Here is a 17,764-nt window from a genome sequence, read left to right as displayed (position 1 = left end):
CTGAGATCGTGCCCTGTTCCTGTTTGGGAGTTGGAAGGTCGGCAGAGCAGCCTCCGGGGGTGCAGACCTGGACGTTGTCGGATTACCCCGCGAGGCTGCCCCGACCGGTGGGGGTGACCGGGACTCCGTGTCGGGCCGACCGGCGAACGACCGGCCGGGCCCGAACGAAACCGCCGGGGCGGTGGAACGCGCCGGCCAGGAGAACTCTGCACGACGAACACATGACTGTTCGAGCACTCCCGGGGGTTGTGAGACACTTCCGTCCGTCTCAACGCCATGACCTGGCCTTTGGGACGTCAGGCCGCTGAGGTTGGAGAAGGGGAGACGCCGAACGGTCGGACCGGGCGCGTGCTTCCCACCCCGTCCACCGTTGTCCCGTCCCGCGACTCATGGAGGGCCGCATTGGCTGCCGCCTGGAAGGACCTGCCCGACGAGCTGTCCGAGCCCGCCCGACTGCTGGCCGAGGAGCTCCGGACGATCAAGGACACCGCCGGGCTCTCGCTGTCCGAGCTGGCCGGCCGGACCCACTACAGCCGGGCCTCCTGGGAGCGCTGGCTGAACGGCAAGCGCGTCGTCACCGAACAGGCGCTGGAGGCGCTGATCGGGGCGGTGGACTGCGACGCGACCGCGCTGCGCGAGCTGTGGCGGCGGGCGGTGGAACCGATGACCGGCGAACCGGCGGACGGCGTGCCGGTCGACGGGGAGCCGGCGGACGGGGAGCCGGTCGAGCACGGCGCCGGACCCCGCTCCCGCCCCGACGGCGACGGCGGTGACGGTGACGGTGATGGCGGTGACGGTGATGGCGACGACGGCGGCGCTGCCGGACCCGCTCCCGCGTGGTGGCGGCGCCCGGTGGCACTGATCCCCGGCGCGGCGGTGCTGGCGCTGGTGCTGGTGCTGATCGGCCTGCGGGTCAGCCGGCACGACGACCAGGCCTCGGCGGCCGACGGACCGACCCCGAGCGTCCCGGCCACCGCCAAGCCCGCCCCGTCCGACCCCGCCTGCCGGGCCCTCGGCTGCGCCCACAAGGACCCCAAGACCACCGGCTGCGGCAAGGACGCCCGGACCCTGCAGACCCAGGTGATCGGCAAGGTGGTCGTCTACCTGCGGTACAGCCGGACCTGCCAGGCCGCCTGGGCGGCGATCACCGAGGGCGAGCCCAAGGACTCCGCGGTGATCACCGACAGCACCGGGGAGAGCGAGACCGCGCTGATCCACTGGGGGTACGACAACTACTCGTCGATGCTGAACGCCGCCGACCCGTCGGTCGGCTTCCAGGTCTGCGGCTACCAGCCGGCCGGGCACGGCTGCACCGCGACCGTCGTCGACCTGGCCACGGTGGTGGACGCCACCCCGATCCCGATCGGCCCGGCCTCACCGCCCCCGGGCGCCGGGGCCGCGGCGGCGACACCGGGCGATCCGACCGTCACCCCCACGGACCCGGCCACCGACCAGGCCACGGCCACGGCCACCGACCAGGCCTCGCCCAGCCCGTCCCCGTCCCCGCCCCCGTCCTAGGTCCGGTCTAGTCGAGGTAGCCGCGCAGTTGTTCCGCGTAGGCGTGGTCACGGAGCTTGACCAGGGTCTTGGACTCGATCTGGCGGATCCGCTCCCTGGTCACGCCGAACACCGCGCCGATCTCCTCCAGGGTGCGCGGGCGGCCGTCGTCCAGCCCGTAGCGGAGCTGGACGACCTGGCGCTCCCGCTCGCCGAGGGTCGCCAGCACCGCGTCCAGGTGCTGGCGCAGCAGCAGGAAGGTCGCGGACTCGGCGGGCGAGGCGGCGTCGGCGTCCTCGATCAGATCGCCCAGCGCGACGTCGTCCTCCTCGCCGACCGGGGTGTGCAGCGAGATCGGTTCCTGGGCCAGCCGGAGCAGCTCGCGCACCCGTGCCTCGGTGAGCTCCAGGGCGGTGGCGATGTCGGCCGGGGTCGGCTCCAGGCCGCGTTCCTGGAGCAGCGCGCGCTGCACCCGGACCACCCGGTTGATCAGTTCCACCACGTGCACCGGCACCCGGATGGTCCGGGCCTGGTCGGCCAGGGCCCGGCTCATCGCCTGCCGGATCCACCAGGTCGCGTAGGTCGAGAACTTGTAGCCGCGGGCGTAGTCGAACTTCTCCACCGCCCGGATCAGGCCGAGATTGCCCTCCTGGACCAGGTCCAGGAGGGTCAGCCCGCGCCCGACGTAGCGCTTGGCGACGGACACCACCAGGCGCAGGTTGGCCTCGACCAGGCGGCGCTTGGCGATCCGGCCGAGGACCACCAGGGTGTCCAGCTCACGGGCCAGCGGGTCGGGCGGCGGCGGGGCGCCGTTCAGCCGCTCCTCGGCGAACAGGCCGGCCTCGATCCGGCGGGCCAGCTCGACCTCCTCGGCGGCGGAGAGGAGTCGGATCCGGCCGATTTCGCGCAGGTACTGGCGCAGCAGGTCGGCGGCCGGGCTGCCGCCCTCGGCGCGCTCGGGGGGCTCGTCGTCCTCCGGCTCCGCCCGGGCCTCCGGGTCGGGGCTGTCGCGGCTGTCAGGGCTGTCAGGGCTGTCAGGGTGACCGTCCGGCAGCTCCTGGTCGGGGACGCGCGCCCGGTCCGGGGGCGCGGTGCCGGCCCGGCTGTGGTCCGTCTCCTGCTCACCCGTCGCGGGTTCGGCGGGCGCGGCTCGTCCGGTGGCGGTGGTCGTTGCGGCAGGGCCGTGGTCCACGGGCATCCCCTCGGGGCGGGCGCGACTCTGGCGGACCCGCGCTGAACGGAGGTGGGACGTCCTCCAGTGTGGGGTACGCCACGCTCCGTGGCCGAGACTCCTGCGCCGACTTTCTGCACCGGACTTCCGGGATGTCCGGGGTCGACCGCGCCTACAGTGCCGCCGCGCCCAGGCTACGGAGCTGCTGGTCGTACTGCTGGAGCTGGTACAGCTCCGTCTGGACCGCGCGTTGCTGCTCCAGGTCCGGTCGCGGGCCGAGTCGCTGGAGGTAGGCACGTACTTCTGAGATCCGCCGCTCGACGGCCAGACGGCGAAGCTGAACCAGGAACGACCCCGCGTAGATCGCGTCCGCCTTGCGGAGCGAGCGCACCGGCTCGACGGTCAGTTCCGTCACCAGCGAGCGCACCTGGTCGTCCGGGGCCGCCTCGCGCACCACGCTGATGAAGTCGGGCAGGGTCGCCCCGTACGCGGCGCCGCCGGCCTTGCCGATCGCCTGCCGGACGGCCGTGTACGGCGGGGTCGGGAACTCGTCCTCGCCGTAGTGGTCGAAGGCCGGGCTGACCAGGTCAGGGTGCTGGAGCGCCAGCTTGAGCAGCTCGCGCTCGACGAACTGGGCCGGGTCGCGCGGGTTGAGCCGGAACGCGGGCTGCGCGGGGCGCGGCTGCTGGACGGGCTGCTCGGTGCGCCGCTGCTGGCCGTTGGCGCGCGGGTTCTGCTGCTTCTCCCGCTCCCAGCGGGCCAGCTGGGAGATCCGGCGGACCACGAACTGCTCGTCGCCCGGGTTCACCCCGACCATGCCGGCCAGCCGGATCGCGTAGCCGTGCCGGATCGACGGGTCCTTGATCTTCGCCACGATCAGGGCCGCCTCCTCCATCGCGGCGGCCTGCCCCTCGGGCGTCTCGACCCGGTGCTTGGCCACCGCCGTGTGCAGCGCGAACTCGAACAGCGGGACCGGATTGTCGATCAGCTGCCGGACCGCCTCATCGCCCTGGGCCAGGCGCAGCTCGCACGGGTCCATGCCGCCGGGGCTGACCGCGATGGAGGTCTTGGCGGCGAACTTCTGGTCGTCCTCGAAGGCCCGCAGGGCGGCCTTCTGGCCGGCCGCGTCGCCGTCGAAGGTGAAGACCGTCTCGCCCCGGTACTGCGAGGTGTCCATCAGCAGCCGACGGATGATCTTGATGTGGTCCTCGGCGAAGGCGGTGCCGCAGGTGGCCACCGCCGAGGTGACCCCGGCCAGGTGGCAGGCCATCACGTCGGTGTAGCCCTCGACCACCACCGCCCGGCCCGACTTGGCGATCTCCTTCTTCGCCAGGTCGATCCCGTAGAGCACGTGGGACTTCTTGTAGATCGGCGTCTCGGGGGTGTTCAGGTACTTCGGGCCGTTGTCGTCCTCGCGCAGCCGACGGGCGCCGAAGCCGACCACCTCGCCCGCGATGTCCCGGATCGGCCAGACCAGCCGACCGCGGAAGCGGTCGATCAGGCCGCCGCGCTGCCCCTGCGAGGCCAGGCCGCCCTGGAGGATCTCCTTGTCGGTGAAGCCCTTGCCGCGCAGGAAGCGGACCAGGTGCTCCCAGCCCGCGGGGGCGTAGCCCACGCCGAAGGTCTGCGCGGCCTCCTCGTCGAACCCGCGCTCGGCCAGGAAGCGGCGGCCGATCTCCGCCTCCGGCGAGGCCAGCTGCTCCCGGTACCAGGCGGCGGCCACCTTGTGCGCCTCGACCAGCCGGGTGCGCTCGCCCTGCTGGTGGCGGGGGCTGTAGCCGCCCTCCTCGTAGCGCAGGGTGATGCCGGCCTGGGCCGCCATCCGCTCGACGGCCTCGGCGAAGGTGAAGTGCTCGATCTTCATCAGGAAGGCGATGGTGTCGCCGTTCTCCTGGCAGCCGAAGCAGTGGAAGACGCCCTTGGCGGGGTTGACGTAGAAGGAGGCGGACTTCTCGTCGTGGAAGGGGCAGACGCCCTTGTACTCGCCACCGCCACCATTGGTCAGCTGTACGTAGTCGCCGACCACCGCATCGATCGGCAGTGCGCTGCGCACCGCCTGTACGTCTTCGTCCCTGATCCGCCCGGCCACCCCGGAAGTCTACTGGGGCGGCCGGGGTTTCCGACCGGGGTTCCCGGCCGGGATCCGGCGGCTCCGGCCCCGCCGGGGGCGGGGGCTCCGGCCGGGGGCGGGGGCTCCGGCCGGCCGCCGCGCCCCGGTCACGCCCGGGCGGTGCCGACGAGTCTGCCGTGCAGGGCCAGGGCCGAGGCGTCCGTGAGGGTGGCGATCTGGTCGATCACGGTGCGCAGGGCCGCGCGGTCGTCCTCGGCCTCGTGGTACATCGCGGTGAAGACCGGGTCCAGGCCCTCGGGGGCGCGCCGGGTGAGCACGTCCGCCAGCTCGGCGATCACGATCCGCTGGCGGGCCCGCAGCTGGGCCTGCTCGTCGCGCATCATCACGAAGCGGACGGCGACGGCCTTGAGCACCGCGACCTCCAGCCGGACGTCCCTCGGCACCACCAGCTCGGCGGTGTGGCGGGTGAGCGGGCCGGGGCCGTAGCGGGCCCGGGTGGCCTGCTCGGCGGCCAGGCAGAAGCGGCCGATCAACTGGCTGGTGAGGTCCTTGAGGCCGGCCCGGGCGCGCGCCGTGCCGTCGTAGCCCCGGGGCCACCAGTCCTGGGCGAGCAGCCGGTCCAGCGCGGCGGCGAGCTCCTCCGGCTCGGCGTCCCGGGCGTAGCGCTCGGCGACCTTGAAGAGGTCGTTGCGCTCGCCGGGGGCGCGCAGGACGGCCGGGTCGATGTGGCCGGCCTGGAGGCCGTCCTCGACGTCGTGGGTGGAGTAGGCCACGTCGTCGGACCAGTCCATGACGGTGGCCTCGAAGCACTTGCGCCCGGGCGGGGAGCCCGCCCGCAGCCAGCGGAAGACCGGCAGGTCGTCGGCGTAGACGCCGTACTTGGGCGAGGCCGGGTCGGTGGGGTGGGCGCCCTTGGTCCACGGGTACTTGGTGGCGGCGTCCAGGGCGGCCCGGGTGAGGTTGAGGCCGACGCTGCGGCCGGGCCAGGGGGCGAGCCGGGCGGCCGGCTGGTCCTCCGGCGGGGCGAAGCGCTTGGGTTCGAGCCGGGTGAGGATGCGCAGCGACTGGGCGTTGCCCTCGAAGCCGCCGCAGGCCTCGGCGGCCTGGTCCAGGGCCTCCTCGCCGGTGTGGCCGAAGGGCGGGTGGCCGATGTCGTGGGCCAGGCAGGCGGTCTCCACCAGGTCGGGGTCGCAGCCCAGGGCCGCGCCCAATTCCCGCCCGACCTGGGCGCATTCGAGCGAGTGGGTGAGCCGGGTGCGGGGGAAGTCGCTGCGCATCGGGGCGACCACCTGGGTGGTGCCGGCCAGTCGGCGCAGCGCGGCGGAGTGCAGCACCCGGGCGCGGTCGCGCTGGAAGGCGGTGCGGCCGGGACGCTTGTCCGGTTCGGGGACCCAGCGGGCCTCGGCGGCGTGGTCGTACGGGATCGGGGCGGCGAGGCGGTGCTTGGTGTCATCCATATGACCCTCACGGTACGCCGCGCCCCCGACACGCGGAGGGTGCCGCGCGCGAAGGAGCGTGGACCGGGGCGTGAATGGTGGGAGGCGCGCCGGTGTCCGCCCGCCGCGATTCGGCCGGACCCGAACGGCCCGGGCGCCGGACGGCGTACGGAGCGGGGCGAACGGTGCGCGGCGCTCGGACGGGCGCGGGGTGCACGGGGCTCGGACGGGCGCAGGGTGCGGAGGGACGCGGGGCCCGGAGGGGTCAGCCCCGGACGGCCTTCAGCACGGCGGCGGCCACGCCCTCCTCCCCCCGGGCGTTGGGGTGCACCGGGGTGAGCCCGTGCGCCGGGAACGGCGGCTCGATCCAGCGGGTGTCCTCCCCCGCGCACATGTCGTGCCCGGCCGAGGGACCGGCGGTGTCCACGAACACCGCCCCGGCGGCCTCCGCGCGCTGCTTGAGCATCGCGTTGAGCTGCTGCTCCTTCTCGGTCAGGAAGGCGAGGTCGGCGGCCGCGACCGTGGTGCCCAGCACCGGCACGCAGGCGGCCGGGTCGGCCGGGAGCAGGGCCGGGTAGCCGATCACGTACACCCGGGCCTGCGGGGAGCGGCGCCTGACCTCCTGGAGCACCTCGGCGACCTTCCCGCCGGCCGCGTCCACCCGGGCCCGCACCTCGTCGGTGCCGCCGGAGGCGTAGTGCTCCCGGCAGGGCGCGGCCGCGCGGTCCCCGCCGACCAGGTCCTTCACCGCGTCCACCAGGGTGTCCTTGGCGCACTCGGTGACCACCTGCATGAATCCGGCGTCGTTGCCGCCGATGCCCAGGGTGACCAGCCGGGTGGCCGGGGTCAGCGCCTCCAGCTGGGCCGGGTTGGGGCCGCCGTCGGTCTGCTGCGGGGCCTTCAGGTCCCCGGTGCGGGCGCCGCTGCAGCTGACGTCCCGGAACTGCCCGGGCGCCAGCACCAGCGCCTTCGCCAGCAGGGAGGGGTAGTTGACCCCCGAGCGGCCGCACCCGCCCGGCTCGCCGACCTGCGGGGCGATCCTCGGCCCGGCGGTGTAGGAGTCGCCGAGCGCCACGTACGGGCCGGTGGGCGGCGGGGTGGGGGTCGGCGTCGGGCTCGCCCCGGCCGGGGCACGGCCGGGCAGCGCGCCCGCGAAGCCCCGGTCCGGACCGTCCGCGCCGTCCCCGCCGCTGCACCCGGTCAGCGCGGCCAGCCCGGCCAGCAGCAGGGCGGTGAACCCGGCCGACGCGGCGGCCGTCGGGCGGGTGGTCCGGCGTGTGGTCCTGGGCATGGTGTCCCCCCGGGGTGCGAGTCGCGGGCAGCGCGGTGCGGCGGCCCGTCCCCCGGGCACCGCAGGGCTCAACGTACGGGCGGCGCCGATGGCTCCCGCACCCGGCCCCGCCCCGCGCCGAGGGCCGCTCCCGCCGCCCCCGCTACTCCGCGCCGCGTTCGTGCTCGGCCAGGAACTGCTCGAAGCGCCGCCCCAGCTCGTCCGCCGAGGGCAGGTCGACCGGCTCGGCCAGCAGGCTCTCCCGCCCCTCGGCGCCCGCCACCGCGTCGTACTGGCCCTCCATGCCGCGGATCGCCGAGCGCAACTCGCCGTCCCCCTGGGACAGCTGCTCCTCGATGTCGGCGTAGACCTCGCCGACCCGCTCGCGCAGCCGGGTGCCGGGCAGCACCAGGCCGGTGGCGGACTGCACCGCCTCCAGGACCAGCACCGCGGCCGCCGGGTAGGCCGAACGGGCCACGTAGTGCGGGACGTGCACGGCGAAGCCCAGCACGTCGTGCCCGGCCTCGGCCAGGCGGTACTCCAGCAGCGCCTGGGCGCTGCCCGGGACCTGCGCCTGCTCGAACCACTGCGGGTACCCCGGCGCGAGGTCGAGCCGGTTGCCGTGCGGCGTCAGACCGACCGGGCGGGTGTGCGGCACGCCCATCGGGATGCCGTGGAAGTCCACGCTGAGCCGGACCTCGAAGCGCTCGACCAGCTCGCGGACGGCCCGCGCGAAACGCTCCCACTCGACGTCCGGCTCGGGGCCGCTGAGCAGCAGGAACGGGGCGCCGGCGGCGTCGCGCAGGAGTTGGAGCAGGATCTCCGGCGGGTCGTAGGACGACCAGTGGTCGTGGTCGAAGACCATCGCGGGGCGGCGGGCCCGGTAGTCCACCAGGCGGTCGTGGTCGAACCGGGCCACCACCTGGGGCGAGCCCGTCTCCAGCAGGTGCGCCACCACCTGGCCGCCGGCCTCGCCGGCGTCCATGAATCCCTCGAAGTGCTGGAGCAGCACCAGGCCGGCGCCGGTGTCGCGCAGTTCCGCGGCGGCCGCGGCCACGGCGGCCACGCCCCGCTCATCCAGCTCGTACAGCGCCTGGAAGTCTCGCACCGCGCACCCAACCCCGTTCCCTGCTCGTCCCGATCCGACCGGCTTCTCGTCCTCTCCAGCGTGCCGGGCCGCGCCGTAATTCCCGTTCCGGCCGACCGCCCGACCGCCCGCCGCCGGGCGACCCGCCCGGGAAGGCGCTCGGAGGCCGTCGTCGACCGCTCCGGACCATGATCGCACCCGGGGGGAAACGCCCTGGTCACGGGTGTTCAACAGCCTGATCCGGGGCGCGCGGTGGCGGTCCTGGCGGCCATTCGCGTGCCGCGAAGTGACGCACCGCGTTCTGGCGGGTATCGTCCTCTCGCTGCCTCGCATCGTCGCGTCGTCGTCACGTCGTCCGTAACGCCGTCGATCACGACCCGGACCGCTGCTCGGGCAGACACCCACGACGCATCTTGCCTTCACCTGGCCGCCTGCTTCCCTTCGCGCACTCGTTTCCTTCTCGGCCATTTCGCGGACGCACACTGTCCCCTCGCTCTTCCCGCCGGACCGGTCCGAGGACCCGTGGCCGTTCCGGCACACCGCGCCGCCCGTTCCGGGCCGCCGCCCCCGCCCCGCCCGACCGGAATCCTCCGGCGCGCACGGGTACCCGGAGGCGGAACCGGGACGGGGCGAACCAGTCCCCGCAGCCCGTGCCGCACCCCGGCGCGGACTGCGCCCTACGACCGATGAAGGACACAAGGTTCCGTGCCAGCACCTGTCATCCTCACCGGCCGCACCGTGCGGCTGGAGCCCCTCGCCGCACACCATGCCGAGGCCATCGCCGCGGCCGGCGCCGAGGACCGTACGACCTACGCCTTCACCCCCGTCCCGCACGGCCTGGAAGCGGCCCGCGACTACGTCGCCCGGGCGCTCGCCGACCAGGCCGCGGGCCGGTCGCTGCCGTTCGCGACGGTCAACGCCGCGGACGGCCGGGTGGTCGGCTCCACCCGCTTCCTGGAACTCGACTACTGGCGGGGCCCGCTGGTGTGGCCGCCCGCGCCCGGCGTGCCGTTCGGCGATCCGGCGACGGCCGTCCCGGACGCCGCCGAGATCGGCAACACCTGGCTGTCCCCGCGCGCCCAGGGCACCGGCATCAACACCGAGGCCAAGCTGCTGATGCTGCGGTACGCCTTCGAGACCTGGGGCGTGCAGCGGATCTCGCTGCGCGCGGACGCCCGCAACCTGCGCTCCCGGGCCGCGATCGAGCGGCTCGGCGCGACCTCCGAGGGCGTCCGCCGGGCGCACTCGCGCGGGCTGGACGGCGTGGTGCGCTCGACGGCGTTCTACTCGATCCTGGACGACGAGTGGCCGGCCGTCCGGGACATCATCGAGCTGCGGATCGCCGCCGCCACCTCGCCGAGCGCCCCGGATCCGGCGATCAACCAGGAGTGCCTTAGACCGGGCGGCGGCAGCGGGCAGCTGATGATCACCGCCTGAGGTAGCCGGTCGCGGCCAGGCCGAGGACGGTCTCCAGCCGCTCCGGGGCGGGCCCGGGGCGGTCGGGGTGGGTCTCCACGAGCACGGACACCGGCCGCCAGCCGCCCCGCACCGGGGCGACCCCGACGCTCCAGGCCTCGTGGCCGGTCCGGCTGCGGTGCAGGTGCAGCACGCCCTCGGCGGTGTGGGACACCCACTCGTCCTCCCGCTCGACGGGCCTCAGCCCGGAGCGGATCACCTGCCACTGCCCGTCGGTCCAGAGCACGTCCGGCACCGGGCAGGCCCGGGGCCGCAGCATGGGCAGGAGCGGCTCCCGCCGTGCGGCGGCGGACCGGACGCTCCCCGGCTCGGGGAAGGCCCAGGCGGGCAGCGGTTCGCGGGCGGCCAGCCAGGCCGCCGGGATGCCGTCGGTGCCGGTGCGGGCGGCGACCACGCCGCCGGTGATCGCGGCGACGGTGTCCATGTCGCCGCCGGCCGCGATCGCCGCCCGGACGGCGGCCGGATAGTCGGTCAGGTGCCGGGCGGCGCACCAGAGGGCGTACGGGACGGTGTCCAGGGCGGAGGTCCGGCTGCCGTTGCCGAGCAGTCGGGCGACGTCCGGGCCGTCCGACCGGTCCGCCAGCCCGGCCGCCTCGATGAGCGCGTCCCGCACCGCCCCGGGCGGGGTCAGCTCGACCACCGCCGTCAGGAAGGCCCTCGGCGGCGTCGGCGCGGTCCGGGCCCGGACGGCGTGGGCGGCGGCCACCGCGACGGCGATCGCGCCGTCGACGGCCTGCGGGTGGGTGTGGGTGATCACGGCGGTGTCGGCCGCGGGCCCGACCGCCTGCGCCGGATCGGCGCAGTGCGCCGCCCCCAGCGGGGCCACCCGCATCGCGGCGCCGTTGCCGTACGAGCCCCGGCCGTCGAAGAGTTCGGCGGCCAGCCGCTTCGCGTCGCCGCCCTCGCGGACCAGTCGGAGCATCCGGTTGGCGGCCGGCCCGTACCCCCGGTCGAAGTCGTGGCGGGCGGCGAAGGCGTGGGTGAGGTCGAAGGTGTCGATCGCGCCGCGTTCGCGCTGGGCGGCGTACACCGAGCAGGCCATCTCGGTGTCGTCGGTCCACGGCCAGGGGCCGGGCGGTGCGGTGCGGGAGGCGTGGTGGGCCCGGGCGGTCTCCGGGACGAAGTACTGGGCGCCGAGGGCGTCACCGACGGAAAGGCCGTTGAGCGCGTCGAACGCGGGGCCGTTGGGTTCGGTCATCATGTGGGGTCAAGCTCAGCCGCTGGAGCTCGACTTCGTCAACACCGTTCCGCGAACGGCCTCCGACGAGGGACGTTTCGCATACCTCCGATCCGGGCGGGCAGCACCGGGGTATGACCCGCGCGCACCCGCTCGACCCCGTCGCCCTGCTCGGCGCCGACCAGCAGCACATCGCCACCCGGGCGCAGCTGCGGCGGCTCGGCGTGCCCTCCGGCACGATCGCCCACCGGCTGCGGCCGGGCGGGCCCTGGCAGCAGGTGCTGCCGCGGGTGATCTGCCTGCAGAGCGGGCGGCTGACGGTCCATCAGAAACTGCGCGCCGCACTGGCGTACGCGAGCCCGAAGGGTCGGCAGCCGCTGCCCGGTGAGGTGCTGCTGACCGGGTTCGCGGTGCTGGCGGACGCCGGGCTGCCGAGCGCCGGGCACCCGGCCGACCTGGCCGAGGTCGACGTCCTGATCCCCGCCCGACGGCGGGTCGGGGAGCGGGAGTTCGTCCGGATCCACCGGGCGTCCGGGGTGATGCCGGGCGGCTTCGAGCGGGACGACGGGCTGTGGAGCGCCACGGTCGCGCGGGCCCTGGCGGACGTGGCGCCGCGGGAGACCGGGCAGCGCCGGTTCCGGGCGCTGTGCGCCGAGGCCGTGCAGCGGCGGCACTGCGAACTCGGCGAACTGCTGGACCAGTTGCTGGCCAGACCGGGGGCGCTGGCGCTGCCCCAGGTGGCCGGGGTGGTGGAGGACCTGACCGTCGGGGTGCGCTCCGTGGTGGAGGGCGAGGCGCGCGAGGTGCTCGCCCACGCGGGTCTGCCGGCGCCGCTGTGGAACCCGGTGCTCTTCCTGGACGGCCGGTTCCTCGCCGTGCCGGACGCCTACTGGCCGCACGCCTGCGTGGCCCTGGAGATCGACTCCCGCGCCTACCACCTGCGCCCCGCCGACCACGAACGCGGTCTGACCCGCGCCAACCGGCTCACCTCGGCCGGCCTGCCGGTGGTCCGCACCACCCCGGTCCAACTGCGCCGCGACCCGGCGCCGGTGCTGCACGAGCTCACCGCCCTGGTCACCACCGGCCCGCACGGCCCGCACGAGCGGATCAGCTGGCGCCGGGCCCGGTGAACCCGCCCACCGGTCAACCTCGTCGAGGCCCGTCCGGACGCACGACGGCCCCCGGTCCGCTGGGGAGGCCGGGGGCCGGAGGGGCCGCGGGGGTCAGCAGCGCGGGTCGATCTCCTGGAAGGTCGCGTAGTGGTCCGCGGACCAGTACTGCTCGCCGGCGCCGCCGGTGACCACCCGACGGGTGCCGCGGTCGTTGGAGCCCGGGGTGACCACGGTGAACTCGTGGTAGTAGCCGTTGCCCTTCTTCGGCAGTCGGCTCTCGCGGTTCTCGAAGACGATGCCGTCCCGGTTGTACGGGTACGGGCCGCCCTTGGCGATCAGCCCGAGGGTGTCCTGGGCCTGACTGGGCAGCTTGGTGCGGCAGACGTCGGCCAGGGCCGGGTCGGCGGGCACCCAGGTGCCGCTCGGGGCGGGGGTGCCACCGGCCGGCGGGGACGGCTTCGGGGCGGAGGGCTTGGCGGCCGCGGTGCCCGCGGTGGTCGTGGTGGCGCTCGCGGCGGCCTTGGGGTGGCTGCTGCCGCCCTTGCCGGCGAGCAGGTAGCCGACTCCGGCGAGCACGGCCAGGATCAGGACGGCCACGACGACGAGCGGGCTCTTGCTTCTGGTCATGCCGTCCAGCTTGGCAGGCGGCGGGGCCCGCGCCGCCGTGTCACACACATGACGGACGCCACACGCACATACGGCCGGGCGGGAACGGACGCCGTTGTCCGTTCCCGCCCGGCCGTGTCACGTACGCCGGTTCTCCTGCGCCGAGCTCCGGTGTACGCCCTCCCGACGGGAGGGTCAGCGGTCAGTCGTACCCGCGTGTGAGCAGGGGATGCCTACCCTCTCAGCGCGAGTCGCTGCCCGCCGTCTCGATGGCGGCGCGGCCTGCCTCCAGGCGCGCCACCGGGATCCGGAAGGGGGAGCAGGAGACGTAGTCCAGCCCCACCTCGTGGAAGAAGTGGACCGAGTCCGGGTCGCCGCCGTGCTCGCCGCAGACGCCGAGCTTGAGGTCGGGGCGGGTGGCCCGGCCGGCCTCGACGGCGTGCTTGACGAGCGAGCCGACGCCGTCGCGGTCGATGGTCTCGAACGGGGAGACCCCGAAGATGCCCTTCTCCAGGTAGGCGGTGAAGAACGAGGCCTCCACGTCGTCCCGGGAGAAGCCCCAGACCGTCTGGGTCAGGTCGTTGGTGCCGAAGGAGAAGAACTCGGCGGCCTCGGCGATCTGACCGGCGGTCACGGCGGCGCGCGGCAGCTCGATCATGGTGCCGAGCTTGATGTCCAGCGTGACGCCGGTGGACTGGGCGACCTCGGCGAGCACCCGCTCGCACTCGTCGCGGACCAGCTCCAGCTCCTGGACGGTGCCGACCAGCGGGATCATCACCTCGGGGCGGGGGTCCCCGCCGGCCAGCCGGCGCTCGGCGGCGGCCTCGGCGATGGCCCGGACCTGCATGCCGAACAGGCCGGGGATGACCAGGCCGAGGCGCACGCCGCGCAGGCCGAGCATCGGGTTCTGCTCGTGCAGCTTGTGCACCGCCTGGAGCAGGCGCAGGTCGTTCTCGTTCGGGTCCTTGCGGGCCTCGGCGAGGGCGACGCGCACCGACAGCTCGGTGATGTCGGGCAGGAACTCGTGCAGCGGCGGGTCGAGCAGGCGGACGGTGACGGGCAGGCCGTCCATCGCCTGGAAGAGCTCCAGGAAGTCGGCCTTCTGCAGCGGCAGCAGGGTGGTGAGCGCCAGCTCCCGGTCCTTGTCGTTGTCCGCCAGGATCAGGTGCTCGACCTCCTTGCGGCGCTCCTCGCCGAGGAACATGTGCTCGGTGCGGCACAGGCCGATGCCCTGGGCGCCGTAGCGGCGGGCGCGCGAGCCGTCCTCGGCGTTGTCGGCGTTGGCCCGCACGGCCAGCCGGCGGCGGCCGTCGGCGTGCGACATCAGCCGGTGGACGGCCTGGACCAGTCCGCCCTGGACGTCGGCGCCGGCGTGCAGGGTGCCCTCGAAGTACTCGACCACGGGGGACGGCAGGACGGGCACCTCACCGAGGTAGACCTTGCCGGTGGCGCCGTCGATCGAGACCACGTCGCCCTCGTGGAGCACCAGGCCGTCGGCGGTGGTGAACCGGCGGGCCTTGGTGTCGACCTCCAGCTCCTCGGCGCCGCAGACGCAGGTCTTGCCCATGCCGCGGGCGACCACGGCGGCGTGCGAGGTCTTGCCGCCGCGCGAGGTGAGGATGCCCTCGGCGGCGATCATGCCGTCCAGGTCGTCCGGGTTGGTCTCGCGGCGGACCAGGATGACCTTCTCCCCGGAGCGGGACCACTTGACCGCGGTGTACGAGTCGAAGACGACCTTGCCGATCGCGGCGCCCGGCGAGGCGGCCAGGCCCCAGGCGATCTGCTGGGACTCGGCGGTCGGGGCGAAGCGCGGGAACATCAGCTGGGCCAACTGGCCGCCGGTGACCCGCATCAGGGCCTCGTCCAGGTCGATCAGGCCCTGGTCGACCAGCTGGACGGCGATCCGGAAGGCGGCCGCGGCGGTGCGCTTGCCGACCCGGGTCTGGAGCATCCAGAGCTTGCCGCGCTCGATGGTGAACTCGATGTCGCAGAGGTCGCGGTAGTGGGTCTCGAGCTTGTGCATGATCGCCATCAGCTCGTCGTACGACTTCTTGTCGAGCTTCTCCAGCTCGGACAGCTGCAGGGTGTTGCGGATGCCCGCCACCACGTCCTCGCCCTGGGCGTTGGACAGGTAGTCGCCGTAGACGCCCTGGGTGCCGGTGGAGGGGTCGCGGGTGAAGGCGACGCCGGTGCCGGAGTCCTCGCCGAGGTTGCCGAAGACCATGGTGCAGACGTTGACCGCGGTGCCCAGGTCGTTCGGGATGCGCTCCTGGCGGCGGTACAGCCGGGCGCGGTCGCCGTTCCAGGAGTGGAAGACGGCGTGCACGGCGAGGTCCATCTGCTCGCGCGGGTCCTGCGGGAAGGCCCGGCCGGTCTCGCGCTCGACGATGCCCTTGAACACCTCGACCAGGCCCCGGAGGTCGGCGGCGTCGAGGTCCAGGTCGTTGGCGGTGCCCTTGGCGTGCTTGGCCTCGTCCAGGGCCTCCTCGAACAGCTCGCCCTCGACGCCCAGCACGGTCTTGCCGAACATCTGGACCAGGCGGCGGTAGGAGTCCCAGGCGAAGCGCTCGTTGCCGGACTGGGCGGCGAGGCCGGCCACCGAGGCGTCGGAGAGGCCGATGTTCAGGACGGTGTCCATCATGCCTGGCATGGAGAACTTCGCCCCGGAGCGCACGGAGACCAGCAGCGGGTCGTCGGCCTGGCCGAGCTTCTTGCCCATCTCCTGCTCGAGGGCGTCCAGGTGGGCGCTGATCTCCTCGTGCAGCGAGGCGGGCTCGCTACCGGTCTGCAGGAAGACCTTGCAGGCCTCGGTGGTGATGGTGAACCCCGGAGGGACGGGGAGGCCCAGGTTGGTCATCTCGGCCAGGTTCGCGCCCTTGCCGCCGAGAAGGTCCTTGAGGTCCTTGTTTCCTTCGGTGAAGGAGTAAACAAACTTCTGCTGGGACGGCACGGGTCGGTCTCCTCGTACGCGGTTGCCCTGACGCCGGAGAACATACCCATTTCGAAGGCACTTCTCTGCCCTGAATAGGCCACACGAGGCCGGTACCCGGCGGTAACCCGCTAGATCGAATGCGCATAAAGGCGTTCACCTCTGTTGGTGAAATCGTCCCCCTGACGCTAGCCAGCCTTCAAGTCTTGAAGGCGGGGAAACGGGAAGATCGCTCGATTCGGACGCTGGGTAGCGGCCGCGGGTCGGTCGCGTTGCCCCGGCTTGATTTCCTGCACCCGGATCGGCCGATCGACGTCGAACCGGCTTCGGGAAGCGATTCATGCTCGACCTGTCCATTTCGTCCACTGACCGGGTGTCGGCCACCGCCACGTGTGGCAAGCGTCACCAGCGCGTCCCACGCCTTGACCGTAGAACGCCTGCGCCAATCGTCGCACTGCGTCCAGGAACGTGCTCGTTCCGTGATGTTCCGGCGCCGAAAAGGAGCCCTCTTGTCCAGGATGGACAAGAGGGCCGGGACCGGGTGGCCAGTGGTCCGATCGGGTCGTTTTCGACAGAGTGGCTAGATCATCCGCCGGATGTGTCAGATTCGGCGTCATCGCCCGGACGGGCGCAGTCGTACGGATCGTCCAACCAGCCCTCGGGCAGGACCACCCGGCCGTTGCCGCTGGTGCGCCCGCGCGGGCCGTCCGCACCGATCGGCCAGGTCTGGGTCTGCTCCACCAGGGCGAGGGTTCCGGCCAGTTCGGCCAGCGAGGAGGAGTTCGCGAGCTTCACCCGCAGCTCGGAGCCGACCGAGAAGCCCTTGGTGTACCAGGCGACGTGCTTGCGGAAGTCGATCACCCCGCGGGCCTCGTCCCCCAGCCACTCGCCGAGTAGCTGGGCGTGCCGCACCATCGCCCGGGCCACGTAGCCGAAGTCGGGGCGCGCGTAGTCGACGTCGCCCTCGAAGATCGAGACCAGGTCCTTGAACAGCCACGGCCGGCCCAGGCAGCCCCGGCCCACCACCACGCCGTCGCAGCCGGTGCCGCGCATCATCCGCAGCGCGTCGTCGGCCGACCAGATGTCCCCGTTGCCCAGCACCGGGACGTGCGCCGGCACCGCCTCGCGCAGCCGGGCGATCGCCGACCAGTCGGCCGTCCCGCCGTAGTGCTGGGCGGCGGTGCGCCCGTGCAGGGCGATCGCGGCCACGCCCTCCTCGGCGCCGATCCGGCCGGCGTCCAGGTAGGTGAGGTGGTCGTCGTCGATGCCCTTGCGCATCTTCATGGTCACCGGGAGGTCGCCGGCGTTGGCGACGGCCTCGCGGAGGATCTCGCGCAGCAGGTTGCGCTTGTACGGCAGCGCCGAGCCGCCGCCCTTGCGGGTCACCTTGGGGACGGGGCAGCCGAAGTTGAGGTCGATGTGGTCGGCCAGGCCCTCGTCCGAGATCATCCGGGCGGCCTTGCCGACGGTCACCGGGTCCACCCCGTACAGCTGGATCGAGCGCGGCTTCTCGCTCGGGTCGAACTTGATCAGCTGCATGGTCTTGGCGTTGCGCTCGACCAGCGCCCGGGTGGTGATCATCTCCGAGACGTACAGGCCCTTGCCGCCGCTCTGCTCCCGGCACAGGGTGCGGAACGGGGCGTTGGTGATGCCGGCCATCGGCGCCAGCACGACGGGCGGCCACACCCGGATCGGGCCGATGTCCAGCGGCGCGAACTCGGCCGGCGTCGCGGTCGCGGGTGCGGCCGCAGGCGCGGTCGCGGGCGCGCCCTCGGGCGCGCGGTCGCGCGGGTTCTCGGACGCGGATGCGGTCGCGGGCGCGGTGGGGGCGGGCGTGGCTGTCATGCGCGGCTGACCTCGGGTAGGGGGACGGGACTCTCCATTGTCCCCCACCCGGGTGAGCGGCCGCCGCCCCGGCCGCGGGGCGGGCCC

Annotated in this window: 12 protein-coding genes; 3 read left to right on the top strand and 9 right to left on the bottom strand. The window is 73.8% G+C overall.

Annotation, left to right across the window (positions count from 1 at the left end; all coding sequences use genetic code 11):
• The first annotated feature begins 402 nt into the window (after positions 1-402).
• Positions 403-1,518 (top strand): DUF2690 domain-containing protein, encoded by a 1,116-nt coding sequence (locus AB0O91_RS30870; RefSeq protein ID WP_363439999.1) that lies wholly within the window; start codon positions 403-405, stop codon positions 1,516-1,518.
• A 7-nt stretch (positions 1,519-1,525) separates the two neighbouring features.
• On the opposite strand, the gene AB0O91_RS30865 is transcribed toward AB0O91_RS30870, so the two are convergent.
• The 5 genes from AB0O91_RS30865 to AB0O91_RS30845 form a co-directional block, all read right to left on the bottom strand.
• Positions 1,526-2,695, bottom strand: a complete 1,170-nt coding sequence (locus AB0O91_RS30865; protein ID WP_363439997.1) for an RNA polymerase sigma factor — start codon at positions 2,693-2,695, stop codon at positions 1,526-1,528.
• A 145-nt stretch (positions 2,696-2,840) separates the two neighbouring features.
• Positions 2,841-4,757, bottom strand: a complete 1,917-nt coding sequence (gene dnaG, locus AB0O91_RS30860; protein ID WP_363439994.1) for a DNA primase — start codon at positions 4,755-4,757, stop codon at positions 2,841-2,843.
• 128 nt (positions 4,758-4,885) lie between these two features.
• Positions 4,886-6,196: a deoxyguanosinetriphosphate triphosphohydrolase gene (locus AB0O91_RS30855; protein ID WP_363439991.1), complete on the bottom strand. Its 1,311-nt coding sequence runs from the start codon at positions 6,194-6,196 to the stop codon at positions 4,886-4,888.
• Between the two features lie 244 nt (positions 6,197-6,440).
• Positions 6,441-7,466: an SGNH/GDSL hydrolase family protein gene (locus tag AB0O91_RS30850; protein WP_363439988.1), complete on the bottom strand. Its 1,026-nt coding sequence runs from the start codon at positions 7,464-7,466 to the stop codon at positions 6,441-6,443.
• 142 nt (positions 7,467-7,608) lie between these two features.
• Positions 7,609-8,553: a PAC2 family protein gene (locus tag AB0O91_RS30845; protein WP_363439986.1), complete on the bottom strand. Its 945-nt coding sequence runs from the start codon at positions 8,551-8,553 to the stop codon at positions 7,609-7,611.
• A 684-nt stretch (positions 8,554-9,237) separates the two neighbouring features.
• Here AB0O91_RS30845 and AB0O91_RS30840 point away from each other — a divergent pair.
• A complete protein-coding gene (locus AB0O91_RS30840; RefSeq protein ID WP_363439983.1) occupies positions 9,238-9,969 on the top strand; it encodes a GNAT family protein in 732 nt (243 codons plus the stop codon).
• On the opposite strand, the gene AB0O91_RS30835 is transcribed toward AB0O91_RS30840, so the two are convergent.
• Entirely contained in the window at positions 9,959-11,209 is a 1,251-nt protein-coding gene (locus AB0O91_RS30835) for an ADP-ribosylglycohydrolase family protein (protein WP_363439980.1), read from the bottom strand. The genes AB0O91_RS30840 and AB0O91_RS30835 overlap by 11 nt on opposite strands.
• Before the next feature lie 110 nt (positions 11,210-11,319).
• Here AB0O91_RS30835 and AB0O91_RS30830 point away from each other — a divergent pair, with 110 nt between their 5' ends.
• Positions 11,320-12,315, top strand: coding sequence for a hypothetical protein (locus tag AB0O91_RS30830; RefSeq protein ID WP_363439978.1), 996 nt, complete (start codon positions 11,320-11,322; stop codon positions 12,313-12,315).
• A gap of 93 nt (positions 12,316-12,408) precedes the next feature.
• Here the strand turns inward: AB0O91_RS30830 and AB0O91_RS30825 are convergent, their stop codons facing one another.
• The 3 genes from AB0O91_RS30825 to dusB all read right to left on the bottom strand — a co-directional run bounded on the left by AB0O91_RS30825 (position 12,409) and on the right by dusB (position 17,677).
• Entirely contained in the window at positions 12,409-12,924 is a 516-nt protein-coding gene (locus AB0O91_RS30825) for a ribonuclease (protein ID WP_363439976.1), read from the bottom strand.
• Positions 12,925-13,144: 220 nt separating this feature from the next.
• Complete coding sequence (gene ppdK / locus AB0O91_RS30820) at positions 13,145-15,853, bottom strand: pyruvate, phosphate dikinase (RefSeq protein WP_363439973.1); 2,709 nt, start codon at positions 15,851-15,853, stop codon at positions 13,145-13,147.
• A gap of 564 nt (positions 15,854-16,417) precedes the next feature.
• Positions 16,418-17,677 (bottom strand): tRNA dihydrouridine synthase DusB, encoded by a 1,260-nt coding sequence (gene dusB, locus AB0O91_RS30815; protein WP_363439971.1) that lies wholly within the window; start codon positions 17,675-17,677, stop codon positions 16,418-16,420.
• Positions 17,678-17,764 lie beyond the last annotated feature (87 nt).

Source organism: Kitasatospora sp. NPDC089797, from assembly GCF_040684795.1.
GTDB lineage: Bacteria > Actinomycetota > Actinomycetes > Streptomycetales > Streptomycetaceae > Kitasatospora.
The sequence above is the reverse complement of the archived record's forward strand: the minus strand, read 5'-3'. Positions and strand labels throughout refer to the sequence as shown.

Excerpts from the sequence above, each read along its gene's own strand:
- AB0O91_RS30855 (WP_363439991.1), bottom strand. The coding sequence starts at position 6,196 with ATGGATGACACCAAGCACCGCCTCGCCGCCCCGATCCCGTACGACCAC.
- dusB (WP_363439971.1), bottom strand. The coding sequence starts at position 17,677 with ATGACAGCCACGCCCGCCCCCACCGCGCCCGCGACCGCATCCGCGTCC.
- AB0O91_RS30830 (WP_363439978.1), top strand. The coding sequence starts at position 11,320 with ATGACCCGCGCGCACCCGCTCGACCCCGTCGCCCTGCTCGGCGCCGAC.
- AB0O91_RS30825 (WP_363439976.1), bottom strand. The coding sequence starts at position 12,924 with ATGACCAGAAGCAAGAGCCCGCTCGTCGTCGTGGCCGTCCTGATCCTG.
- AB0O91_RS30835 (WP_363439980.1), bottom strand. The coding sequence starts at position 11,209 with ATGATGACCGAACCCAACGGCCCCGCGTTCGACGCGCTCAACGGCCTT.
- AB0O91_RS30865 (WP_363439997.1), bottom strand. The coding sequence starts at position 2,695 with ATGCCCGTGGACCACGGCCCTGCCGCAACGACCACCGCCACCGGACGA.
- AB0O91_RS30850 (WP_363439988.1), bottom strand. The coding sequence starts at position 7,466 with ATGCCCAGGACCACACGCCGGACCACCCGCCCGACGGCCGCCGCGTCG.